At 45.4% G+C, this 26,161-nt stretch carries 20 protein-coding genes; 9 read left to right on the forward strand and 11 right to left on the reverse strand.

What is annotated here, in order from left to right; genetic code table 11:
* Positions 1-12: 12 nt before the first annotated feature.
* The 4 genes from OIM59_RS14090 (at position 13) to OIM59_RS14105 (ending at position 2,844) form a co-directional block, all read left to right on the forward strand.
* Positions 13-285, forward strand: a complete 273-nt coding sequence (locus tag OIM59_RS14090) for a hypothetical protein (protein WP_303897317.1) — start codon at positions 13-15, stop codon at positions 283-285.
* Between the two features lie 151 nt (positions 286-436).
* The gene (locus OIM59_RS14095; protein ID WP_303897320.1) at positions 437-1,024 is read left to right on the forward strand and encodes a tyrosine-type recombinase/integrase; all 588 of its coding nucleotides are present in this window, start codon (positions 437-439) and stop codon (positions 1,022-1,024) included.
* 562 nt (positions 1,025-1,586) lie between these two features.
* Positions 1,587-1,913, forward strand: coding sequence for a hypothetical protein (locus OIM59_RS14100; RefSeq protein ID WP_303897322.1), 327 nt, complete (start codon positions 1,587-1,589; stop codon positions 1,911-1,913).
* Positions 1,914-1,962: 49 nt separating this feature from the next.
* Positions 1,963-2,844, forward strand: a complete 882-nt coding sequence (locus OIM59_RS14105; protein WP_303897323.1) for a hypothetical protein — start codon at positions 1,963-1,965, stop codon at positions 2,842-2,844.
* A gap of 741 nt (positions 2,845-3,585) precedes the next feature.
* Here the strand turns inward: OIM59_RS14105 and OIM59_RS14110 are convergent.
* The 4 genes from OIM59_RS14110 to gluP all read right to left on the reverse strand — a co-directional run bounded on the left by OIM59_RS14110 (position 3,586) and on the right by gluP (position 6,640).
* Complete coding sequence (locus OIM59_RS14110; RefSeq protein ID WP_299171913.1) at positions 3,586-4,041, reverse strand: hypothetical protein; 456 nt, start codon at positions 4,039-4,041, stop codon at positions 3,586-3,588.
* On the reverse strand, positions 4,034-4,237 hold the full coding sequence (locus OIM59_RS14115) for an Arc family DNA-binding protein (RefSeq protein ID WP_299171916.1): 204 nt from the start codon (positions 4,235-4,237) through the stop codon (positions 4,034-4,036). The genes OIM59_RS14110 and OIM59_RS14115 overlap by 8 nt, the downstream gene beginning before the upstream one ends.
* 81 nt (positions 4,238-4,318) lie before the next feature.
* Positions 4,319-5,266: an SPFH domain-containing protein gene (locus OIM59_RS14120; RefSeq protein ID WP_299171919.1), complete on the reverse strand. Its 948-nt coding sequence runs from the start codon at positions 5,264-5,266 to the stop codon at positions 4,319-4,321.
* 168 nt (positions 5,267-5,434) lie between these two features.
* On the reverse strand, positions 5,435-6,640 hold the full coding sequence (gluP, locus tag OIM59_RS14125; RefSeq protein WP_299171922.1) for a glucose/galactose MFS transporter: 1,206 nt from the start codon (positions 6,638-6,640) through the stop codon (positions 5,435-5,437).
* A gap of 528 nt (positions 6,641-7,168) precedes the next feature.
* On the opposite strand from gluP, the gene OIM59_RS14130 reads away from it, so the two are divergent.
* The gene (locus OIM59_RS14130) at positions 7,169-7,807 is read left to right on the forward strand and encodes a response regulator transcription factor (RefSeq protein WP_299171925.1); all 639 of its coding nucleotides are present in this window, start codon (positions 7,169-7,171) and stop codon (positions 7,805-7,807) included.
* The gene (locus tag OIM59_RS14135; RefSeq protein ID WP_299171928.1) at positions 7,804-9,876 is read left to right on the forward strand and encodes a tetratricopeptide repeat-containing sensor histidine kinase; all 2,073 of its coding nucleotides are present in this window, start codon (positions 7,804-7,806) and stop codon (positions 9,874-9,876) included. Before OIM59_RS14130 ends, OIM59_RS14135 begins: the two co-directional genes overlap by 4 nt.
* 81 nt (positions 9,877-9,957) lie before the next feature.
* On the opposite strand, the gene OIM59_RS14140 is transcribed toward OIM59_RS14135, so the two are convergent.
* The 5 genes from OIM59_RS14140 to OIM59_RS14160 form a co-directional block, all read right to left on the reverse strand.
* The gene (locus tag OIM59_RS14140) at positions 9,958-10,383 is read right to left on the reverse strand and encodes a DUF4878 domain-containing protein (protein ID WP_299171931.1); all 426 of its coding nucleotides are present in this window, start codon (positions 10,381-10,383) and stop codon (positions 9,958-9,960) included.
* Between the two features lie 215 nt (positions 10,384-10,598).
* Positions 10,599-12,188 carry a hypothetical protein gene (locus tag OIM59_RS14145; RefSeq protein ID WP_299171934.1) on the reverse strand — a complete coding sequence of 530 codons (1,590 nt, stop codon included), beginning with the start codon at positions 12,186-12,188 and terminating at the stop codon, positions 10,599-10,601.
* A gap of 19 nt (positions 12,189-12,207) precedes the next feature.
* Complete coding sequence (locus tag OIM59_RS14150; protein ID WP_303897329.1) at positions 12,208-13,860, reverse strand: ATP-binding protein; 1,653 nt, start codon at positions 13,858-13,860, stop codon at positions 12,208-12,210.
* 181 nt (positions 13,861-14,041) lie between these two features.
* On the reverse strand, positions 14,042-14,743 hold the full coding sequence (locus OIM59_RS14155) for a LytTR family DNA-binding domain-containing protein (RefSeq protein WP_299171997.1): 702 nt from the start codon (positions 14,741-14,743) through the stop codon (positions 14,042-14,044).
* A gap of 17 nt (positions 14,744-14,760) precedes the next feature.
* On the reverse strand, positions 14,761-15,777 hold the full coding sequence (locus tag OIM59_RS14160; RefSeq protein ID WP_299171940.1) for a sensor histidine kinase: 1,017 nt from the start codon (positions 15,775-15,777) through the stop codon (positions 14,761-14,763).
* Between the two features lie 160 nt (positions 15,778-15,937).
* On the opposite strand from OIM59_RS14160, the gene OIM59_RS14165 reads away from it, so the two are divergent.
* From OIM59_RS14165 to OIM59_RS14175, 3 genes are read left to right on the forward strand one after another with little or no spacing between them, the layout of a single operon-like run.
* A complete protein-coding gene (locus tag OIM59_RS14165) occupies positions 15,938-17,050 on the forward strand; it encodes an efflux RND transporter periplasmic adaptor subunit (protein WP_299172000.1) in 1,113 nt (370 codons plus the stop codon).
* 9 nt (positions 17,051-17,059) lie between these two features.
* Positions 17,060-20,203, forward strand: a complete 3,144-nt coding sequence (locus OIM59_RS14170) for an efflux RND transporter permease subunit (RefSeq protein WP_299171943.1) — start codon at positions 17,060-17,062, stop codon at positions 20,201-20,203.
* A gap of 18 nt (positions 20,204-20,221) precedes the next feature.
* Entirely contained in the window at positions 20,222-21,589 is a 1,368-nt protein-coding gene (locus OIM59_RS14175; RefSeq protein ID WP_303897334.1) for an efflux transporter outer membrane subunit, read from the forward strand.
* A 506-nt stretch (positions 21,590-22,095) separates the two neighbouring features.
* Here OIM59_RS14175 and OIM59_RS14180 read toward each other — a convergent pair.
* Complete coding sequence (locus tag OIM59_RS14180) at positions 22,096-24,135, reverse strand: M13 family metallopeptidase (protein WP_299171950.1); 2,040 nt, start codon at positions 24,133-24,135, stop codon at positions 22,096-22,098.
* A 28-nt stretch (positions 24,136-24,163) separates the two neighbouring features.
* Positions 24,164-26,104: an ABC-F family ATP-binding cassette domain-containing protein gene (locus OIM59_RS14185; protein WP_299171952.1), complete on the reverse strand. Its 1,941-nt coding sequence runs from the start codon at positions 26,102-26,104 to the stop codon at positions 24,164-24,166.
* Positions 26,105-26,161: the final 57 nt, after the last annotated feature.

The raw sequence follows: 26,161 nt of genomic DNA on the forward strand, positions 1-26,161 counted from the left end.
ATACTTACAATCATGGATAAACAGATAGACAAACTTATAGAGCATATCAGAAATTTAGAAAGCCGTTTGGGCGAAGTGGACAACAACCTTAGATATATAAAGGTAGTACAGGCCTTGAAACATTCCTTAGATAAATTGGATGATATACTTAGGGATAACCAAGAATTGCAGCGTGAATATCAAGCAACCTATCATAGCTATTTCTATACAGGTTGCGGATTCTCCTTTTATGATAGAATCTGTAATTCTATACTGGATTATAAATATGGTAACAGACCATTCTAGGAAAGGCATATAGGAGGTGGGGGAATATTGCCACCTCTTATTAATATTCACTTTGTGGATTAGTGAATGTTTAGCTATAAATCAATTAGTTAGTAAACATAGCTCAAAATTAATATTCACTTTTATTCATTTACCTATAAAACAGAACATTATGTCACTTAAATATTCAAGCACAACAGCAGACTATCTTGTCTGGTCAGATGCAATGAACCTTATAAGAAAACTGGCAAAAGATGAGAATTATAAAATGTCACTTCTTATAGCTTTAGGTTGTTTTACAGGATTGAGGATTTCTGATATTCTGGCTTTAAGATGGAAGCAGATATTAGATACAGACGAATTTAGTGTAACTGAGAAAAAGACTGATAAGATAAGAACCATAAGACTGAATCCCCAGCTACAGGAACATATCAGAGAATGTTACGAACATATAAATCCAGCTGGAATAAATGCACCTATCTTAGTAAGTCAGAAAGGTACAGTCTTTTCAGTCCAGAGAATAAATATCATTCTTAAAGAGGTGAAGAAGAAGTACAGGCTAAAGATTAAGAACTTTTCCTGCCATTCACTTAGAAAGACTTTTGGCAGGCAGGTCTATAATATGAACAGTGAAAATTCAGAGTTTGCTTTAGTTAAGCTCATGGAACTGTTCAATCATAGTTCTGTTGCCATTACTAAAAGATACTTGGGATTAAGGCAGGAAGAAATCTTACAGACTTATGAATCTTTGAGCTTCTAAATAATGGGCAGGTAGGTTTTCAGAGAAATATCCTTTCTAATGGGGAGATTCTGAAAATCTACCAACATTATTGTGATTTTTTGTTTTGCTATACCCAATACAGAAAATAAAGAAAATGTAGGTTACTGGATATATAATAGCCTGTATATAGTCCAATACATTGTACTAGTATGTTATATAATAGCATATTTATTAGCACTTTAGTTTGAGTATTAAAAAACCTTTCGCTAACTTTGCAGCAATTCCAGTGACTTATCGAGTTAAGACGCTGGAAGGACATAATTAACGAGAGGTGTTATTGATATTATCTTCTTAGATTAAACTTCGCAACTTTAATTTTGGAATGAAGATGATGGCAATAGCACCACACCTTTGACATATATATGCCATATTCATGTAATATGGTGTTCTTATATTGTCATGAGGTGTGGGTTGCTATTGTTTTATCCATTCCAAGGGTATTGCGAAGACCTAATCTAAGGATAAGACAAATATAGTTCCCACACCTTTTTTATTATTAATAGCTTTCTTCGGGGAATTGGGGAAGATGAATCTATTGATTATGAAGAAATTTATATTAGGAAGTTTCCTGGTGTTACTTTGCAGCTGTCAATCTAAATTCACTAAATTGACAAATGAAATGTATGATTTAGTTGAAGAATATACAGATGCATTAGATAATGCTAAATCTCAAGAAGAAATTAAATTCTTAAAAGAAGAATTTGAAAGGAAAGGTGAATTAATAGAGGATAAGTTTAATGAATTACAAAAAAGTGATGATTACTCTCTTGACGACATACAAAGCTTAATGCAAGATGGAAAGTTAAAAGAACTTGTAGAGCAAGCAAAGGAAGCTGAACGAAATGCTTATAATCGATGTAAAGAATAGCTAAAGATAAAAAAATTATTTACCAGATTAAACGAATAAAAAAATAGCAATGAAAACATTTAGATTAATTGGAATGGCTTTATTAGCTGCAATGTTATGTACAAACTTTACAGCTTGTAGCAGTAGTGATGAACCGGAAGAACTTCAAAAAAATGATGAAGGATTAGTTACAAATCAAAAAAAACTAAGTGAAATAAGTAATCCAGATGGTTCTACCCGAGAATTTATTTATGATGATGAGGGAAAACTAATTATGGCCACACACAGTGATGGCTCAACCTATTCCTATACATGGAATACAAACACAATTGTTGAGAATACACAATTATGGCAAGAAACTTTCAACATCGAAAATAATTTAATCACAACCACCAAAGAAGTATGGGGAACAAATGTACGCTCTGAACGGACTTTTAGCTATGATGCAAATGGATTATTGCAAAATATAAAATATAAAGATTCTGATTCATATCCAATCAAATGGGAAGACGGCAAGATTATACAGATAGAAAACGCCCAATTTTCATATAGTGGAAAAACGTGCAAAGGTTATTTACCCATTCTTATATGGCATATTGATGAGTCATGTCTTTTATTTGAGGCTCATCCAGAACTGATAGGAATGAGAACCAATCAATTACCTGATGGATATAGCTATACTGACAACTATACCAGCGAATATTATGATGAAGTAATAGGAGAAACCTGTCAAATTCAATATATTGACGAATGCACAACAAAATATACATATACATGGGACAATGATGGATATTTGGAAAGTTGTACATCCACGGAGACAGATACAAGAACCCAAAAATATTCATTTAAAGACTTAAATGGAGATGGAGTAATAACCAATGACGAAAGAGATGTCGAAGAATATATAACTACTCAAACATATACTGATACTTATACATTTAAATGGGAATAGAATCCTTTAAATAGAGAAAAAACAACAAAAGCCAACCTACCCAATCATACGGATAAGTTGGCTTTTTCAGTTCTAAAAGATAACATTATATATTAATTTATACGATTATACAGATATACCTTGAATACTCAAAATGAAATATAACTCTTTCTCACAGGTGGATTCTAAAGAAATAATAATCTGATATACCCATTAAATAATTCTACACTACTACCAGACAATAGCTTGGATATACAATTTATGAATGATTTTGAGTAATAGAGAAACTCATATAATACAGTCAAATAAATATCATCCAATAGAGAAAAAAGTAACTGGAACAGTCTCAACTATAGGAGTGATTCATTGCATACAAAAGCAATATTGAGTAACTTTGTGATGCAGGGTAAGACTGCAAAGAGATAAATTAATTTATTGTCAAACCTCTTGGTTTATTGCCGGATTAAACCATAAATTAAACCAAAGCATAAAGAAATTACAGAAAAGTCTGATAATCAATGATTATCATGCGATAAATATCAAAGTCTGGGGGGCGTGTGGTCGCTGGTTCGAATCCAGTCACCCCGACTGGGAAAAAGCATTGATAATCTGATGATTGTCGATGCTTTTTTGTTTTTAGGCATATCGCTTAAGCGGCGGTTTAATCGAACAAATTAAACCCAAAAGTAAACCAAGAAGTAAACTAAAAAGCACAAGAAACCACCACCTACTTTATGAAAGGGGAATATACTTGCCTTCCCCTCAACGCATTTTATAAGCCAATACAGAATAAGACACAAACGTAAAGGCCATCAGTACCACACCGAACACAGAGAAATAAATTGCATTTTCACAGGTCTGTGTAAGCAACTTCCCTAAATTCATACAACCGATTGCCACATTCCAGAATTGGCATAACCGGATAGCCAACACATATTGCCGCCCCACATTTGCCTCTGTTACCCGAAAGACAAATCTATAGTATCGGACTGACACAAACATGCTACAGCCCAACACCAGAAACAAAAGCAACATCACAATTCCTGCTGCACCGTTTTCCTGAAAAAACAAGCCACCCGTCTGTCGAATCTGATATAATATATATATCCAACCCACCAACACCGGCAGGAAAGCGATTCCTGTCAGCAAATAGTCGAACATTGTCCGCTGATAGCGCACATTGCGGCCGCTCCCTGTATAAAATCCCAAATTAATCATCCGATTCTTCTCCCTCTTTTTTCTCCCGGTTACTTTTCTTCAATCTCCCGCTTTTGCGCAAGGCCTCATTGATTATCCACTGCAATTGTCCATTGGTACTGCGGAATTCATCAGCTGCCCACTTTTCTATCGCATCCATCATGGCAGCGTCTACCCGCAGCACAAAGCTCTTGGTTGTATTTTCTTTTTTGGGCACTATTATCCTCACTTAAAATTAAACGACCAAATTTTACTCCCAAAGAAACAGACTGGACATACCGTCTGTCATCCTCAAACCTTAATGGTTCAGTGTACCTGTGTTCAACACCGGCTGGGCAGCCTCATCCGCACAGAGCACCACAAGCAGATTGCTTACCATGGCAGCTTTCTTTTCTTCGTCCAGTTCCACAATCTCCTCTTTCGACAATTTGTCCAGTGCCATGTGGACCATTGAAACGGCTCCTTCCACGATTTTCTCACGGGCACTGATAATGGCCGAAGCCTGCTGGCGCCGGAGCATGACCGCAGCAATTTCCGGTGCATAAGCCAGATAATTGATACGAGCCTCCACCACTTCCATACCGGCCATTGCCAGACGCTCATTCAGTTTTTGTTCCAGCTGCTCATTGATTTCCTCACCTCCCGAACGGAGTGTCAATTCATTCACATTCGATTCATTGTCATCATAGGCGTACTGTCCGGCCACCTGACGCAAAGCCGCATCACTCTGTATCTTTACAAAGTTCTCAAACGCATTCATGCGGCTGGCCACTGCATTCCCCACATTTACCGACTTACCGTCTCCCGTGCTGGCCATGGTCTGTGCATCAATCTCAAACATGGCTTTGTAGGTGTCTTTCAACCGCCACACCAACACCAACCCAATCAGAATGGGATTACCTATCTTATCATTCACCTTTATAGGTTCCACATCCAAATTACGGGCACGAAGCGACAATTTCTTTTTATCTATGAACGGATTCACCCAAAAGAATCCCGTTTCTTTAAATGTTCCTTTATATTTGCCAAAGAAAACCATGGCACGTGCTTCATTGGGCTCCAGCAGCATATAGCCGCAATTCAAGATAATCCACAATAACACCATCACTCCTCCCAATATATAGAAAAGAGTTTCTCCCACAGTAAAACACCATACCGTTATTCCGGCCCATACAAATAAAAATAAGAAAAGAGCTAAAAAGCCATTCATTTTAAAGCCACTGAATTTCACTTCCTTCATTTCCATATCCATTAGATTTAGATGATATTATTTTGATATCACAAATATATTATTTAAGAAATTAAAATCCAAGTGCAGGAGCTTTCCATTTCCATCTTTAACAACTTATAACCGTGAATGTCGACCGATTCAAATATGAGAAGAGGCCATCTCAAATGAGACGGCCTCTTACTCTTACTTACGTATCTTACAGCCGTACATTCCATAATATAAAATAAACAGGAAGCAGGGTAAACACAACCAATATGCCTGTTGTGCACCACATGCATCTTTCAACCAACCATACACAGTCGGTATAACTGCACCGCCGAACATGGCCATAATAAGAAGCGATGAACCTGTTTTTGTAAATCTGCCAAGATCGGCTATTGCCAAAGGCCATAGCGCAGGCCACATCAGCGAACAACCCAAAGCCATTAAAGACACGAAATAGATAGATATGTCAGAAGGGGTGATAACCACCAGTATAGAACCGATAATTGCGACTATAGAACATATCTTCAATGCCGTAGCCTGACTGATATAGCGTGGTATAAAGATGATGCCACATATATATCCTATAACGATTCCTATAGGTGCAATCCATGCATAGTTGGCCGCATTTGCCAATCCAATTGAATTGGCATAATCAACCAGTGTACCCAACGATACAGTCTCTACACCGACATAAAGAAACAGTGCGATACACCCCAACAATAAATGGGGGAACTGAAACACGGACGTTTTTCCTGAGTTATTTGATTCGTCAGCAGCATTGTCTGCCGGAGCATCTTCTCCCTCTGCCTTTACTTCCGGCAGGGGAGCAAAAAATGCCATTATACCAAGAATCACAAATGCCAAGATGATAATCAGGAAAGGATATTCAAGGTCGGAAATACCAATCTTGTTTACATCTTTTCCAATGAGCCATACGATGAATATGGACGGTATCGGCCAGGCAAGCTTGTTACAAATACCCATAATACTGATGCGTTTGGCTGCACTTTCCAAAGGACCGAGTATGGTGATATACGGATTGACTGAGGCCTGCAGATAGGCATTGCCTGCCCCACTCACGAAGGAAGCCAGAAGGAACAATGTGAAACTGCCCCCATTTGCAGACAAAATGAAAAGATAAAATGCAACTGCAAATATAAAAAAGGACAATGACATGGTTTTCTTATATCCTATCGCCTTTATCGTAAGTCCCGCAGGATAGCCGAATAGCAGAAAAGGGATAAAGGTTGCTGCAATAATCAGGTAGGAAGCGGCATTGGATATATTCAGTGAACCTTGCAATACCGGTACCAGTAAAGAATTAATTCCCAAAGCAAAACCTATGGCAAAGAACATTATTCCAATAAAAGCCAAAGGAATCATAGTTTTGTTGTTTGAAGTCATTTTTCGTAAAAATTAAGGTAATAAAATACAATGTAATGCTATTCTAATAAGGTAATGTAACTTTTTAATAGAGAGATCCCCAAAGCTAATCCCGAACAATGTCGGTTCTTCACTTTGTGGTTGTTTTTTCGCCTTCAGTCTGTTCAAACTGACATGACTGTTGCCTTTTATCGTGCAATCGAGCACATCCGTTTCTCCTCTTAAAGCAAATTGGCTACCCGCTCCAGCCGATACTTACAGGTATTTTGCCTTCACATTCATCGCCCCCTTGAAACCGGCAGCTAATGACACACCGAGTTAATGGTATTCTCTTCATACTGCTATTTATTTTTAATTGTCATTTACTTTTCACTAGCGTTTAGATTTTGCGAATATAACACATTCTCCTCCAATAGCCAAGAAAAACCAATGGATAACACACGCTCATTCAGTATAGCTGGTACCTCTTTTCCTTACTTGCACTTGCATAACGTAAGAAAAATTTCCATCTTTGTAGAAAAGCTGAAAAAACTAAAATTATGTTCCCCCATGAAGAACCTATACATTTTAGATGACCACCCGATTGTCACTGAAGGGCTCAGCCAACTGCTGGCAAACAACCACAACTATCAGATAACCACCGGGCACCATCATTCTGAGCTATACGGTTACCTGAACCATACCACTCCAGACCTGTTAATTATAGATTATGAAATCCAAGGTGAAACGGCCTTGGACATTATTGCCTATCTACGGCAGAAAGCAATCCAGATTCCCATACTTGTGTATACCATGCACACCGAATTCTGGATTATCAAGCTATTGACCAAGGCGGAAGTGGCAGGTATTGTCACCAAAAACGACAAAATAAACGAAATAGAAAACGCCATTGCACGGATATTGGGGGAACATACCAAATATTACTCTCCTACCGCACTGCACATCGTGCTTTCCATTGTAGGTGACCAGTCAGCTGCTAAACAGATAAACTACACTCCCAGCCCACGTGAAAATGAAATTATCCAGATGTTATCATGTGGACTTACTTCCGACGACATCGCCCACAAACTTAATCTTAGCAAAAACACTATTGACACGATGAGAAAAAATATCCTGTTAAAAAGCGGAGCCACCAATGTATCACATCTCATGCGAATAGCTTTCTTAAAAGGTTGGATTACGATATGAAACAAATTGTTTTTTTTATTTTTCTTTGCCTGACCGCACATTTAACGGCCAGTGACAAAAACGACAGCTTGACCGACTTACTACAGTCATTTGGAGATAACGGCGAATATGCCCGTATGGATTCTATCTACGGAGTCATCACCCGTGAAAACCGTTACAAACAAGATAAGCTTTATGCCTTGAATGTCGACCTGGATTATGCCCGCTATCTCAACCAGAAAGGAGACTGCGACAAAGCATATACCTTGCTGGCTCAAACCCGGAAAAAGGCTGCCACACTAGGAAAGCACCAGACAGACCAGTCCTCCCGTGTCCTAATGCAGACAATCGAAGCACTTGCCACGTATGAAACCGCCTACGGACAATGGCAGACCGACCACCTGGTGGAAGCCCGGAACACAGCTACCGAAGCCGTCCAATTGCTGGAACAGGTGAAAGACTCAGTCAATCTGGCCGAAGCCTATAATCTATCGGGAGTCATACACCGAAAACTTTTTATGTTCGACAATGCCATTTCACTGTATGAAAAAGCACTGGCCATTACCGAAAATCTGCAAAACTATAATCTGGCGGCTATCATCGTATCCAATATCTCTATTCTCTACAATGAAGTAGGAAAAAACAACGAGGCCATACAGGTTTCACGCAAGATGTTCACCTATCCACAAACCGATACACTGACCATAGATTACCGTATTGGAGAAGTTAACAGATTATGTAACCATGCCATCCTGCTGGCCAACAACCACCAGCTTGGAAACGCACTGGACACACTCCGCCTAGTGAACCAGAAACTCCAGCCGGAAATGCCCGATGGACTCAAGTTGCTGGCATACACCCAATACGCCAGAGTGCTACGGGATTTAGGCAAACCGTTGCAAGCCTTCCAGTATTATCAAAAAGCCATGAGTTACAAGGCTACTACGTTCAACAAAGCAAACATAGCCAATTTGGAATACCTGTACGGCTACATGCTGTTTCACGATACAGACTCCTTATCTCAGGCCCGGCAGTATATCATGAAAGCGGCCGACTTTGCCCGGAAACATCCTTCCGGCCTGCTTCCCAAAGTACTCTTGACCCTTGCTGAAATAGAAGCCAAAAGACATGAAAACCAGCTATCCTACCAGCTCGTGCTAGAAGCTTATAAAGCCAACGAAGAACTGAATAACCAGTATTTCCACAACCGGTTGTCCGGATTCGAAGCCGAACTGGACCTCAAAGAGAAAGACTTGCAGATTGCCGGCATCAATGAAAAACGGGCAGAAGAGAAAGCAGCCTATCTGGCACGCACCTATACCATCGGGGGGATACTTGTACTAGTTGTACTGCTACTGGTCATCCTGACTATCAGCATGCACAAAAGAAAAATCGCCTTCAACCTGAAGCAGCTGAAACTGGAAAAAGAAATCAAAGACAAGGAAATGCAAAGCCAGCTTCTCCTCACCGACATGCATAAAAAGATGACAGAACAATATATCTGCGGACTCGAGGACAGTAATAACCGCATTTCCAAAGAACTGCACGACGGCGTATGCAACGACCTGTTATCCATTGAAATGGAAATGCAGCAGGCGAAAACTCCTTCCTTCAGCATCCAGCTCGGGCGGATAAGAGAAGCCTTGCGCAATCTCTCCCACCAGCTGGCAACTCCTGTTTTCCACAATTTCAGCTTATATCAGGTGCTGACCCTCTACACTGACAAGCTGAAATCATTGGAAAACATTCACATTGAATGCTATATAGAGGAGAGTATAAAGCAAATTTCATTTCCTCCAGAACAGACACAGGAAGTATATCGTATCTTACAAGAAATCGTATCCAACCTGATAAAACATGCCGATGCCCAAAATGCTTACGTTACCATCAGCCATGAATCCGGACAAATCCATATCCTCATTGAAGACGACGGGAAAGGATTCGCTCCGAGCCAGCTTACCCATCATCCTCTTCAAAGCGGATTAGGATTGAGAAACATCAAAGAACGCTGCACCAAGCTGCAAGGTGACTGCGAAATCAAATCGAAAGAAGGCCAAGGAACCGTAGTCCATTTCTGGTTTCCAATATAAGGCAAAAAAAGAATCCGCATTACAACTCCCCGATATTGTAATACGGATTCTTCGTCCACCATGATTATAAGGCCTTCTTATTTATTCATCCATCAGCCTGTCGGCTCCCCAAAGCATGATTACCCATTTGTCTTCATTGTCCTTTACCAGATACAAAGAAGTCTCATGTTCATCCCCGGTCATGTAAACCTCCTTAAAAGTTACTCTAGCGTAAGTCCCCGTCTTACTAAATTCTTCCTTCAGAATCTCATAACTTTTCAGCTTTTCTTTGTCACCTTGTCTGGCGGCTTGTTTTTCAATCATCTCGGCAAATTCCTTTTTTGCCTCTTCTTTCACCTGAGGATCATTATCCTCTGTCAACTGCATCAAATCCACATAACCTTTATAGTCCTCAGATACTATACAATCCAACGCTTTCTTTACTACCGCCGAAGGAGTATTTGAAGAGCAGGCCGACAAAAACAAAAAAGCTCCTATTACCCATGTGAACTTAAAAATTGTTTTCATAGTTTTTCTTTTTTTAGTTGGCATCTATATTTTGTTCGTCTAACAATTATTTTTGTCAAAAATAAGCGATTAAACCTAAAAATAGATTCCCATAAATAACCTATTTTATATTACTATTTATTGGAAGCTGCCCAAAAATGAGGCTGGACATCCAAGTCCAGCCTCCAGAATCGGGATTGATTTCTGCATGAAATCAGTTTACTCACCTCTTTTTCCTAATTATCCCAGGTAGAATAGTCTATCCATACCGTTTTAGACATAGACACATCGGCATCGACAGATTCATGCCCGTAGCGGATACCGCAATTATAATGCACCTTGGTCTTTTGCAGCTTCATACCATCCTTCAAGGTCACACTGACCAGTCCGGGCTGTGCGTCGGACACAAGCGTATAGATACATTGCTGACGGTAAAGCTTCATGCTGTTATTAATGTGGTCAAGATAGTTCTGGCGAAGTGTCCATCCACCCTCCAATACATAATTCGACGTCATGGCCTGTACCGCATCTATCACATGCTTATTTCCACTTCCTTCATACACAAAGGCTTCTCCACGGTCATAAAATTCACCCGGAACAAACAGCCAGCGCTTGCTGTAAAGTCCATTACCAGAGTTTCCTTTACAAGTGACCGACATGCTTTCTGTCTTATAAGAGACTGCAGTAGAAGACTCTTTGGAGAAAGACGCTTTAAACGCTCCCCAGGGTCTTTCCGCCAGCTGAGTGGGAGATACCGCAACAGAGACTTTCCAAAACGAGTTCTCAGTATAGTTTGCCCCATGCACAACCGTCTGAGGCTGATAGCTTACTTCGCGGAAAATTCCTCCATCCGAATGCACGGTCACTTCGCTCGAAGCCATCTGCATCAGGTTCCATAAATACGCATATACATCAATGCCTTTAGGAGTCGTGTAATCCTTGATAGAAGCACTAAAACCACTACCCAATGCGTTGGTCACACTCAACAAGCAATTATTGTTTTTACTGTATATCTGAAAATTATAGGCCGAAATCACCCACGTATTGTCAATACATACATCGCCCGGCTTTCCATCTTTTGTCGCATAAGGATAACTGTCAAAGGTATAGTCCATATCACCCTTGTCATACGCATACAAACGATTGTAAACCTCAATCTGCTTTAAGGCTTCCTTGTCGGCCATTTGTGCATTGTAGCCTGCATCCGGAATAAAGCCCGCCCTGCTGCCTGCGGCACTTGCAACCGAAAATGTCTGCTTCTGAAGCGAATTTGCCGCTTTACCAATCATATTTTCCAAGGCATGCGGATCGTTGTCTGGGAATATACGATAATGCTGCACACGGTCATAGTTGATGGCATAATATCCCGGTTCCATATACACGCCGACAAGCGAAAGCATCGCCTTCTTCTGCTCCAGTGTATTCTCATCGGCAATAAGATAGAAATCCCGTTTATAATACTTCAGCAAACGGAATAAAGAAACCGGATACTTACCGGACACCACATCTCTCACATCAAGTATCACGGTAAAAAACATATTCTCACTCTTTATCATATCCTCCAGCTCGCTGGTCGACATTCCATCATCATAGTTTATGATTTTCTTATCTTTTATCTCCCACGAAACCGGAATATTATCAAGCAAAAGAGAAGCGACCTTGTTCACTTTCTCGCCCGATCCCATACAGAGCAACACTACATCTTTTTTCCCATCAACCACTCCGGCTAGACGTTCCTTTCCAGTAAGCGTATCCAAATCAAAATCGCTGCAGGACCCCATAAAAAAAGTACCTACTAACAAACCTAAATATAATAGAAATCTCATATTCGTAAATCATTAAATATTACCAATTGTTAAAATCAATCCACACTGTAAGTTTCGCACTTACATCCAACAGTGCATCACATGCCACACCGGAATCATTGGGCAGAGGATGAGCCGTAGGCGTTCCCCAGCTGTTAAACCAAACTCCTCCACGCTGCAAGTTCATGCCATCCACAATCTCCACAGCCACAATACCGGCTGAAGCGCCATCAGTCTTCATCGTTACCGCACATTCCTGCTGATAGTTCAGAAGATTCTGATTGAACAACGGGTCATTGTCATAATCACAGAATACATTTTTTGAGACCGGGGTCACCGCATTATATAAGATGTCATACCACGCAGGTGAAATCATGGCGCTTCCATCTATCATGTTGTCATCTTTCATAGCCCGACTACCTCTGAACAAGGTTTCCGGATACCACTTCCATGAGTAGCTCAGTTCCGAATCGGTCTGGGTCTTGTTCACCACACGAGTCATTTCCTTCAACTGGTAAGTAATGCTCTTTCCCCATCGGTATTCACCCTTCAGTTCAGGCTTCATACTCAAATCGAACCCAACCGAACGGCTTTGCGAATGGCTGATGGTCGATTCGTCCTGAGGAAGTCCGGGAGCAAAGTCTATTGGAGAAAAATTGAGCAACGACGACTTTCCGTCTGAAATCCGGATACGGGTATAAGCATTGTTTCTCAAGCCCCACAGCAATCCCCACACTTCATTCTTAGGAGGATTTTTCACAATGACAGTGGAGTTATTGATTTTATTAGCAAACCCGTTACCTCCTGCCGAATAAACGGCAAGCATGTTGTCCCCGTTGGTCGGGGCATAAATACGGAGATTATAAGCATCTATCGCCCATTCACGATCCACCACCGCATCCCAAAGCTTATCACCAGCTGGCGAATACTTGCGGACTTCTCCTGAATACGGGGGAAGCAGCTCATATCCCGTCATCGGATAATCGTAACGATTGGTGTACACATAGAAACGATTACTCAGATAGATTCTTTTCATGGCACGCATGGCACGTTTCGTCACTTCCGGATCGGACGTATCATCCGTGGTAGGAGCTCCCCATGCCAGTGTACGGCTGTCTGCAGGAAGTCCATTCGTTCCACAAAGTTTCTTCAGCGCATCAGGGTCTGCCATGTCATAATAATAATAACGCTGTTCTTCGGGATAAGCCACTTTGTAATAGCCTTTACCCACATACATTCCCAGAAGGCGTAACATCCATGATTTCAACTGTTCACTGTTGTCACTATCTGCAATCAGTACGACTCCCCTCCGCAAATGCCGAAGTTCCTGAATCAAATCCGGATTATACGTACCAGCCACAAATTGTTTGACATTACCAACAACTGTAACGTCATTCAAACTGTCACGAGCAATGGTCAACAGACTGTTAATTTGATCGGGACCTGGAAGCTGGCTGAATGCCAACAACGAATCATAATGATTAACCGATTGAATCTGTTCTGCCAGACTTTTGCATTCAGCTCCATCCAACCATATCAAATAACTGCTATGCTGTACACGGGGGTCATTTTGGACACTCTCAGCCCTACTTTCTGCAAGCTCCATAGATTTAGGAAGTTCATCCTGCCTACAGCCCGTCAGAAATGTAATTAGAATGTCAACAAGGAATAAAAATAAAAATGATTTTCTCATAATCGGCTGTTTTTTTAAGGTAAAACATTAGATAAAAACTCAAGTCGACTTTGAATTATAACATACCGCCGAAAAAAATTGTTCATGTGAAATTTCGGGAACAAGGTAAAGTCGCCCCTTTTACAAGCCCTGTCAACAGAAGAAAAACACACCCACAGCAATCTGGAGGTTGTATTTTCTCTCAGTCCAAAAATAAAAGCATTTCTGCTACCTGACCGGCATATTGTGCCCCGACCGGCAAGTCTTCAGACAGACCTTTCAGTTTCACCCGTGTACGAGTAAAAGAAATTACGGATGGGATGGAAATAACGTACGAACGGTGAATACGCAAAAACATACCGTCGGGCAATAAATCAGTAATAGCCTTCAGATTGGTACGGGTCAGCACATGCCCGCCCGACTGACGGACAATCTTGACATAATTTCCTAACGCCTCTACATACAATATATCTGAAAGAGGAATGCTCACATTATTATATTCCTGCTTGACGACCAGACATTCGGGCACCGCAGACCGACGGGAATCCAAACGGCGCAGGGCCTTTTCCACCGCCATTTCAAAACGTTCATACGAGAAAGGTTTGAGCAGGAAGTCCACCGCGTCCAGATTAAACCCTTCAAGTGCATACTCCGCATAAGCGGTAGTAAAAATAAAGCTACATTCATGCGGCAAGATATCGGCTATTTCCAATCCGTTGAGACTGTTCATCTGAATATCCAGAAAAATCAGGTCGGGTTTCTGACGGCGTATCGCCTCCAGGCCTACGCGCGGTTCACTAAAAGCAAGCAGTTCCATTCCTCCTCTCCGGCGGCAAAACTGTTCTATCACCAACAACGCCATCGGCTCATCGTCTATTGCCATGCATCTCAACGTTCTGTTCATAACCATCCTGTGTTCTTTCAATCCTCTTTTCTCAATCGTATGTCCAGACTTACGCAATACACACCGTTTTCTGCCCCTGCTTTCAACTCATAACATCCCGGATAAAGCAACTCCAGCCGCTTGCGGCAGTTTTCAATGCCGATACCCTCCAGTCCATCCTCCCGAACCCGCATCACTTTATTTTCTGTCTCAAAAAACAATTGCCGGTCGTCCACCCTGACGCAGATACGGACCGTACAGTCCACTTCCGACGAAGTGCCATACTTGAATGCGTTCTCAATAAAAGTGATGAGCAGCATCGACGGAACGAGCACCTGCCCGTCTGTAACTTCCACCTCCAGCTCCACATGAGTATGTCCATTCAAACGGAGTTTTTGCAAATCAACATACTGACGGATATATTCCAGTTCACGTGCTGCCGGAATAAGTTCAGCCCCACTCTGCGAATACATGTACCGCAAGATACCGGAAAATTTCACAAAGGCCGATTCCGTTTTGTCCGACCCGGAAAGCACCAAGGCATAGAGTGTATTGAGGGTATTAAACAGAAAATGCGGATTAATCTGTGCCTTGTAGAGTGCCAGCTCCGCCTTGTTTTTCTCAGCCTCCACTTCCTGCCGCGACAGAATCTGGCGGAACAGCTCAAAAGTCAGTTCAATGGCCAGTGAAAAACCTGTCACCACCAAGAAGAAAAACCAGATGGTCTGTGTGCGCATGTGCAGACGGGCTTCCACCGGACGAGTGACATCGGCCTCCAACTCCGGAGGAAGAGGAAAATGAGTCAACAGTTCCGTCATTCCAACAAAACACAACATACACCACGTGATGCGCAGGTATTTTTTTTGCATAAACAGCTTAGGCAAGCATACCCAGCGATACAGAAAATAAAGCACATACACATACAATATCAAAGTAACAAGAAAGGCTGTATTATGCACAATCCAGCGGTCCACCGGCAACAGCATGATGGCCAACGGCATAATGACCAGGCAGAACAAGAGGTCTACATACAGCGGAATATGGCTTTTCTTCATACATCATCTACTTTCAACGGCAAAGATACGACATTTTGGGCACGAATAAACACCTCTCCGGAAGTGTTCATCACCACATCTGCCCGGTTCGTCACCACATGCTCCTTTTTTCGTCTTCTTCTGCGTAAGTTTGTGCGACAAACCTCATATTGATATGCACATGAAGACAAGCATCTATCTCATGCTGTGCTGTCTGCCATTGCTTGCCGGTTGCGGCGCAAAACAGCAGGACATGCCCGGCGAAAAGTACAAAACACTGACTGTCACCACGACGAACCAGACCTTACAGTCCACCTATCCTGCCACACTGCGCGGAAAACAGGCTGTGGAAATACGCCCGCAGGTAAGTGGCACCATCACCCAAATCTGCATCAACGAAGGGGATGCCGTACGCCGCGGACAAGTGCTTTTCATTATCGACCAGGTACCTTACCGGGCGGCACTGGAAACGGCATTGGCCAACGTGAAAAGTGCCGAAGCACAATTACGGACAGCCAAGCTTACAGCGGACAGTAAAGAAGAACTTTACAAAGAGAAGGTGGTATCCGACTTCGACCGCCAGACGGCCCGCAACCAGTTGCTTGAAGCAGAGGCTGCCGTAGCACAAGCCAAGGCAGAAGAGACCAATGCCCGCAACAACCTGTCGTACACGGAGGTGAAGAGTCCCGTCGACGGAGTAGCCAGCATGATTCCCTACCGTGTAGGCGCATTGGTCAACAGCAGCATCACCGAACCGCTGGTCACGGTATCCGACGACCAGGAAATCTATGCTTATTTCTCTATGGCCGAAAACCAGATGCTCGACCTTATCCAGCAATACGGTTCGCTGGAAGAGGCCTGCCAGGAACTTCCGTCGGTCGGCCTGACCCTGAGCAACGGAAAAAACTATCCAGATGCAGGACGCATTGATGCTATCAGCGGGACAGTGGATGAAGGAACCGGAGGCGTCACCCTGCGGGCAGTATTCCCCAACAAGGGACATCTGCTCCGGAATGGAGGAAGCGGCATCGTATCCGTTCCCACCGAACACAAGAATTGCATCACCATTCCACAGAGTGCAACCTACGAGCTCCAGAATAAAGTGTTTACCTGGAAGGTAGTAGACGGCAAAACGCAGTCGGCTCCTATTACGGTCTATAAATACAATGACGGGCAGACCTATATCGTACTTTCCGGTCTGAAAGAAGGTGACGTCATCATCGCCGAGGGTGCCGGCCTGATGCGCGAAGGCACTGCCGTCAATGTGACTTCCACTTCTGAACCTGAAAAATAACCGAATGCCATGAAGATAAGAACTTTTATTGACCGTCCCATCCTGGCCGGTGTCATCTCCGTACTCATCCTGATATTGGGATTCATCGGCCTGTCGCAACTCCCTATCGAGCAGTTCCCGGAAATTGCCCCACCCACAGTCAGCGTATCGGCCACTTATACGGGTGCCAATGCGGAAACCGTACTAAAGAGTGTGGTCGTACCGCTGGAAGAAGCGCTTAACGGAGTGGAGAACATGATGTACATGACGTCTACGGCTTCAAACAACGGCTCCGCCAAAATCACGGTTTATTTCCGCCAGGGAACCGATCCGGACATGGCCACGGTCAACGTACAGAACCGCATCGCTACGGCCGAAGGACTGCTTCCCGCCGAAGTGACCAAAAGCGGTATCACCGTGCGCAAACGGCAGACCAGCAACATCAAACAGCTGGCTGTATACAGTCCGGACGACTCGTTCGACGAGGCTTTCCTGACCAACTACATGAAAATCAACATCGAGCCACGGCTTTCACGTATTGCCGGCGTGGGAGAAGTGAACGTGTTCGGCTATGAATACTCCATGCGTATCTGGCTCGACCCGAACAAGATGCAGAAATACTCACTGGTTCCTTCCGACATCACAACCGTATTGGACGAACAGAACGTGGAAGCTGCTACGGGTACACTGGGAGCCGAGTCCAAAAACACTTTTCAGTATGTGCTGAAATATCGCGGACGCTACGAGAACGAGGTGGATTATGAAAATATGGTCATCAAGTCGCTTCCCGACGGAGAAGTGCTGCGACTGAAAGACGTGGCTACCATCGAACTGGGTACACGTGCCTACGATTACATCGGTGAGGTAAACGGACATCCGGGCTGTAACATCATGATTGCCCAGACCTCCGGCTCCAATGCAAATGAGATTATCGAGGAAATAGACCGTACCGTAGCCGAAATCTCCAAAACACTGCCCAAAGGCATCAAGATTGTCGACTTGATGAGTACGAAGGACTTTCTTGACGCTTCCATCAAGAGCGTCATCAAGACCCTGATTGAGGCCATCCTTCTGGTAGTGCTTGTCGTATATGTATTTCTGCAAAGTTTACGCTCCACTTTTATTCCGGCCATCTCCATCATCGTATCCCTGGTAGGTACCTTTGCCTTTCTCTCCATTGTGGGTTTCAGCCTCAACATGCTGACCCTTTTCGCCTTGGTACTGGTGATTGGTACGGTGGTCGACGATGCCATCGTGGTGGTCGAGGCGGTACAGGCCAAATTCGATGAAGGATACAAATCGTCCTACCTGGCCACCATCGATGCCATGGATGGCATCACCTCTGCCTTGGTGACCACCACCTTTGTCTTCATGGCAGTATTTATCCCCGTCAGCTTTATCGGAGGAACCACCGGTACGTTCTACACACAGTTTGGTCTGACCATGGCAGCTGCCGTAGCCATCTCTCTGCTGAACGCACTGACATTGAGTCCGGCCTTGTGCGCCCTCATCATGACTCCTCACCAGAATGCAGAAGACGGAGGAAAGCTGAGCTTTTCTTCCCGCTTCCATATCGCATTCGACACCGCTTTCCACCGTCTGGTCACCAAGTACAAGGTGGGAGTGGTCTTCATGCTCAAGCGCAAATGGCTGGCGGGCTCTCTGCTGGTGGTAGCTTGCGGCGGGTTTGCTCTACTGATGATGACCACCAAGACGGGTCTGGTGCCCAACGAAGATATGGGGACCGTCTTTATTGATGTCCGTACCTCACCGGGAAACAGCGTACAGGAAACACGCAAGGTGATGGAACAGGTAGACAGCTGCTTGCGCACCATTCCTCAAATCGAACTTCAGTCCAATACCACCGGCAACTCCATGTTGAGCGGACAGGGTGCCTGCAACGGTATGTTCACCATCCGTTTGAAGGACTGGAGCGAACGCCCCGACAAGGAAGACGCCATCGATGCCGTGATGGAGGAAATCAGCCGCCGCACGGCCTTCATCTCCAGTGCCGACATCATGCCGTTCACCCGTCCGATGATTCCAGGTTATGGAGTGAACAGCGGATTCGAAGTGTATGTACAAGACCAGAAAGGCGGTACCACGGAAGACCTGCTGAAATATACCCGCCAATTCCTGGATGCCCTGAACAAGCGTCCGGAAATCGGCCGGGCCACCACCTCATTCGATACGAAATTCCCGCAATACCTCGTGGAGGTGGATGCTGCACGCTGCAAACGCAACGGGGTATCACCTGCCGACGTACTGAGTACCCTCTCCGGCTACGTGGGCGGTAACTATGCTTCCAACATGAACCGCTTCTCCAAACTGTATCGTGTCATGGTACAGGCACCTCCCCAGTTCCGTCTGGACACCGAATCGCTTCACAGCATTTTCGTCCGCAACGACTCGGGTGAGATGAGTCCCATCAGCCAGTACCTGAAACTGACCCGTGTGTATGGTTCTGAAATGCTGACCCGCTTCAACCTGTTCTCTGCCATTCAGGTGAACGGGGCAGCCGCTACGGGCTACAGTTCCGGACAGGCCATCAAGGCCATTCAGGAAGTAGCTGCACAAACTCTACCTACCGGCTACGGGTTTGAATTCGGCGGGATGTCACGTGAAGAATCCAATACCGGAAATACCACTACGCTGGTGTTCGTCATCTGTGTGGTATTCATCTACCTGATTCTTTGCGCCTTGTATGAGAGTTTGTTCGTTCCCTTGGCAGTCATCCTTTCCGTACCGTTCGGACTGGCCGGAAGTTTCCTTTTCGCCAGAATGTTCGGACTGGAAAACAACATCTACCTGCAAACGGGACTGATCATGCTGATTGGCTTACTGTCCAAGACCGCCATTCTGCTGACCGAATACGCCTCGGAACGCCGCCGCCACGGCATGACCATCATGCAGGCAGCCGTTTCGGCCGCACAGGTCCGTCTGCGCCCGATTCTGATGACCTCGCTCACCATGATTTTCGGAATGCTGCCGCTGATGTTCTCCACCGGTGTAGGTGCCAACGGCAATATTTCCATCGGAGTAGGTACGGTGGGAGGAATGCTTATCGGAACCATTGCCCTGCTCTTCATCGTACCGCCGCTGTTCATGGTATTCCAGTATCTGCAAGAAAAGTGGATGCCGGAACGTAAGTTACCTAAGATTGAAAAGAAATAACTCCAAAGGATTATGCACATGAAAAATAAGATAGTGATTTCCCTTTTACTGGCCTCCACCCTGAGCAGCTGCCACATCTACCGGACGTATGAACGTCCGGAATCCATCACGGTGTCCGACAGCTTGTATCGTCAACCGGTAGACACGGAAGACACCACCTCGCTGGCTTCACTTTCGTGGAAGGAACTCTTCACAGACCCACAGTTGCAACAGCTCATTGAAACGGGACTGGCTCATAATACAGACTTGAACATCGCCCGGCTCAAGGTGAAAGAGGCCGAAGCCTTGCTCATGAACTCACGGCTTTCGTACTTGCCTTCCCTATCGCTTACTCCGCAAGGCACACTTACCAGTCTGGACGGCAGCAAACCCTCCAAGACTTACAACCTGGCAGCGTCTGCCGACTGGGAAATCGACCTCTTCGGCAAACTGCTGAATGCCAAGCGAGGGGCCCAGGCTGCACTCGAACAGAGCGAAGCCTATCGACAGGCTGTACAGACCCAACTGGTGGCTACCATTGCCAACAGTTATTACAGCCTGCTGATGCTCGACGAACAATTGGACATCACACGGCGTACGGCAAGCACCTGGGAAGAAAGCCTGCACACAATGAAAGCCCTGAAACGAGCCGGACAGGCCACCGAAATGGCAGTCGCACAAACCGAAGCCAGCAAACTGTCCGTAGAGACTTCGGTAGTTTCCATCGAACGCCAAATCAACGAAATGGAGAATGCGCTTTCTACCCTGCTGGGGATGTCGCCACAGACGGTAGGACGTTCCACCCTCGAAGCGCAAGAGTTTCCCGACTCGCTTTCTACGGGAGTCCCGCTGCAATTATTGAGCCGCCGCCCGGACGTACGCCAATGTGAAAACCAACTGGCCGTGGCCTACTACGCCACCAACTCCGCCCGCTCGACTTTCTATCCCAGTATCACGCTGAGTGGTTCCGCCGGATGGACCAACGCAGCCGGTGCCGTCCTCACCAATCCGGGACAGTGGCTGCTTTCTGCCGTCGCTTCCCTCGTACAACCGTTGTTTAACCGGGGGAAAAACATCGCGAACCTGAAAATAGCCAAAGCACAGCAGGACGAAGCACTGCTGACCTTCCAGCAAAGTCTGCTCGATGCCGGAGCGGAAGTGAACGATGCACTGGTACAATGGCAGACCGCCCGCAAGCGCATCCAGCTGGATGAACGTCAGTGTGCCTCCCTCCAGTCCGCTCTGCGGAGTTCAGAACTGCTGATGCGGCACAGTTCCCAAAACTACCTGGAAGTGATTACGGCCCGCCAGGCCTTGCTCCAGGCAGAACTCGACACCGCCACCGACCGTTTCGACGAGATACAAGGAGTCATCAACCTGTATCATGCGCTGGGAGGCGGATATTAAGACTTTATCCCCTCATCTATCATAAGCAACCCCTTTCTCAAAACTCCATCGGAGCAGAGAGAAAGGGGTTCATCATTCAAAAAAGAGACTTTTTCCCCATAATAATAGACAGTCCAGTAATGGCTTTCCTCATGCTTTTTTAAAAATGGATTCTTAACCTGTTTCCCACTAACTTATACAAAGAAAGGAGTTTCTCATTTCATATACACCACGGAAAACCGTGATTTCATCTATCGGATAACAATAAATGACTATCTATTTGGGGTCAAACAAAAGGGAAAATTCTCTGTTTCACACTGTGGGATACAAAAACCACAGTGTGGGATATATATTTCACACTGTGAAATACAAATTCCAAAGTGCAGTACAGAGAAAACATCGGTAGAAAGGAAAGAATATACCAGTAGAAAGGAAAGAATAACTGAAGACCATAAAAAAAGGTCTATGGACCTCATGACAGTCCATAGACCTTTTTATGCTGAATATTAATTCTCAGATTTTGTGGCTTACCACACGTTCACGCGGTTTTCCGGAGCTACGTACAATGGATCAGACGGAGTGATGTGGAAGGCATCATACCAAGCCTGGATGTGCGGAAGCGCACCGTTCACACGCCATCTGCCCAAAGAGTGAGGGTCTGACTTGGTATATACACGAATCTGCTCGTCGCGGATGTTGCCAGCCCACAAAGTAGCGTATGCCAGGAAGAAACGCTGTTCCGGAGTGAAACCGTCTACCACACCCAGAGGTGCATCTTTCGTCGCATTCTGGAAGGCCAGATAAGCCACGTTCAAACCTCCATGGTCGGCCAGGTTCTCGCCCAGTGTCAGTTCACCGTTGGCATACAAACCCGGCAGCACTTCAATCTTGTTGAAGAAGTCCACCATCACCTGTGCACGTTCCTTGAAGCGGTCGGCATCACCCGGAGCCCACCAGTCGGTCAGGTTACCGTCTTTATCGAACTGACGACCCTGGTCGTCGAATCCGTGGGTCATTTCATGACCGATTACCACGCCGATGGCACCGTAATTGGCTGCATCGTCTGCTTCCATGTTGAAGAACGGCGGCTGAAGAATGGCAGCCGGGAAGCAGATTTCGTTGGTAGACGGGTTATAGTATGCGTTGACAGTCTGCGGGGTCATCAGCCATTCATCTTTGTCGACCGGTTTGCCCAGACGGCTGTACATATCGTTGAATCCCCATTCTGAAGCACGGCATACGTTGGCCCAGTAAGAATCTTTCTTGATGTCCAGTTTGGAATAGTCTTTCCATTTGTCAGGATAACCTACTTTTACATGAAAGGCAGCCAGTTTTTCCTGTGCTTTCACCTTGGTGCTGTCGCTCATCCAGTCCTGTGCATTGATACGTTCTCCCAAAGCAGTCTGCAAGTTCTTCACCAGTTTCACCATACGTTCCTTGGCAGCTGCCGGGAAGTATTTTTCTACATACATTTCGCCTACCAGTTCACCCAACATACCGTTTACAGAGTTCACGGCACGTTTCCAGCGCGGCTGGTTTACCTGACGGCCAGACAATACCTTGCCGTAGAAATCAAATCGGGCAGCCACGAAGTCATCGCTCAGATAAGAAGCAGCGGCATCCAGCAGGTTATATTCCAAATATGACACATGCTTTGACACTGGCAACGTGTTCATCAGACGAGCCACTTCCTGAATCGGTTCTACCTGTTCCACATTCAGTTCGGCAGGAGCCTGAATACCCAGTCCCTTTACATACGCATCCCAATCGATGCCGGAGATGGTCTTCTTCAGTTCGTCGAACGACATCTTGTGGTAGTTGGCTTCCGGGTCACGAAGTTCTGTGGCACTGCGTGACACCTTGGCTATGGAAGTTTCAATCTCCATCACGTCGGCTACCTTCTGCTGAGCTTCTGCTTCCGTGAAGCCTGCCAGCTGGAACAGTTTGCCGATATACAGCTTGTACTGTTCACGGATGTTCTGCGTGATGCTGTCGTTGTCCAGGTAATATTCCTTTTCACCCAGGTTGATACCGCCCTGTCCCATCTGGAAGATGTTCAGCGAACTGTTCTTCGGGTCGGCATACACATAGCTGTGGAAATAAGTTCCGATACCGGCATGCGCCATCTCAGTCATCATCGGAATGATTTCACTCTTGTCTTTCAAAGCCGCAATCTTGTCGAGCATAGCCTTCACCGGTTCTGCACCCTGCTTGTTCAAAGTCACGCTGTCCATGGCCATGTTGTACAAATCACCGATTTTCTGTGCGGCTGAACCTGCCTGATTGTTCTTCTGGGCAGCCAGTCCTTCAATCAGTTCGCGCAACTGTTTCTGGCTGTTTTCAAACAGCTGGTCGAAGGTGCCATAACGAGAATACTCGGCAGTCAGCGGATGCGCGTCGTTCCAACCACCACATGCATAACGGAAAAAGTCGGTTCCGGCAGCCACGGTCGTATCCATGTTTGCCAGATCGATGCCAGAAGTGCTTTTGGCTTCCTTCTGTCCGGCGCAGCTGGTCATCATGGCAAATGCCAACGCAGCTACGGCTACATAATTCTTTTTGTTCATAAGTGTATTATTTTAATTAAGTCTCAAATTATTCCTGTTTCATTTCTTCCAGTTCCGACAAGAGGGAAGTCCATTCGTCCTCCGCGTCTGAAATCTGTTTTTTCAGCTGCTGATGCTGTTCATACAGTTTCATGTCGGAAGCCCCTTCCGGTGTGGCCATCTGCTGTTCCAGTTCCCCTACCTGGCCTTCCAGCTTCTCAATCTTCGTTTCACAGTCGGCCACCTGTTTTTCCAGCTTGCGGATTTTCTTGTTCAGCTCTTTCTGGGCCTCATACGAAAGTTTGTTGTCACTGTCCGGTGTTTCTTCTTTCTTTTCTGGAGCCACCTGCGGCGACTGCGACAACTGAAGTTCGTTCAGGCTCTCCATCTTCTTTTTTTGCAGGAAATCGTAAATGCCGCCGATATGTTCTTTCACCAGACCGCCGCCAAACTCATAGACCTTGGTCACCAGTCCGTCGAGGAACTCACGGTCGTGTGATACCACGATGACGGTCCCATCGAATTCCTTTATCGCTTCCTTCAGTACGTCTTTCGAACGCATGTCCAAATGGTTGGTCGGCTCATCCAGAATCAGGAAGTTCACCGGCTCCAGCAGCAGCTTGATCATGGCCAGACGGCTGCGTTCCCCTCCCGACAGCACTTTCACCTTCTTTTCGGAGGCTTCTCCTCCAAACATGAAGGCACCCAAGATGTCGCGTATCTTCAAACGGATATCTCCTTTCGCCACCCGGTCGATGGTATCGAACACCGTCAGGTTCTCATCGAGCAGCTGAGCCTGGTTCTGGGCGAAATACCCAATCTGCACATTGTGTCCGATGGTCAGCTTGCCTTCGAAAGGAATCTCATCCATGATACACTTCACCAAGGTAGACTTACCTTCGCCGTTCTTTCCCACAAACGCCACCTTTTCCCCGCGGTGGATGGTCAGGTTCACATCGTGGAACACCACGTGGTCGCCGTATGCTTTCTTCACATTCTCGCAAATCACCGGATAGTTGCCGGAACGGATGGAAGGAGGGAATTTCAGGCGAAGGGTGGAATTGTCCTCTTCATCAATCTCGATGGGCACGATTTTTTCCAGCTGCTTGATGCGGCTCTGCACCTGTACAGCCTTCGTGGCCTTGTAACGGAAGCGTTCGATGAAGTCTTCCGTATCTTTTATCTCTTTCTGCTGGTTTTCGTACGCACGCAACTGTTGCTCGCGGCGCTCCTTACGCAGCACGACAAATTCATCGTAAGGTACTTTGTAGTCGTAAATCCGTCCGCAGGAAATCTCAATAGTGCGGTTCGTCACGTTGTTGATGAAGGCCCGGTCATGGCTCACCAGCACTACGGCCCCCGAACTTGCTTTCAGGAAGTTCTCCAGCCACTGGATACTCTCAATGTCCAGATGGTTGGTCGGCTCGTCGAGCAAAAGCACATCCGGACGACGCAACAAAAGTTTCGCCAGCTCGATACGCATACGCCATCCTCCACTGAACTCAGATGTCGGCCGGTCAAAATCGCTCCGGTTGAATCCCAACCCCGTCAGCGTACGTTCAATCTCTGCATGGTAGTTGGTACCTCCCATCATCAGGAAACGTTCGTTCTCGTGGGTAAATCGCTCTATGAGTTCGTGATAACTCTCCGAATCATAATCCGTACGGTCGGCCAGCTCCTGGTTCATCTTCTCCAGCTTCTCCTGCATCTCGAAGATATGCTCAAAAGCCATCTCGGCTTCTGCCATCACCGTACGTGTATCGCTTAAAATCATCACCTGCGGCAAATACCCGATGGTAATGCCCCGCTGCACGGCCACCACCCCTTCCGTGGGTTGCTGCAATCCCGCCAGGATTTTCAGCATGGTAGATTTTCCGGCACCGTTTTTTCCGACCAGTGCGATGCGGTCTTTCTTGTTGATAACAAACGATACATCTTCAAACAGGGGAGTTGTTCCAAACTCCACCTTCAATCCTTCTATTGAAATCATGCGAATCTATTCTTCTACATTACAAAGTGTCGGCAAAGTTACAACTTTCCGCGCACA

The organism is Bacteroides mediterraneensis, assembly GCF_025993685.1.
Lineage (GTDB): Bacteria > Bacteroidota > Bacteroidia > Bacteroidales > Bacteroidaceae > Phocaeicola > Phocaeicola mediterraneensis_A.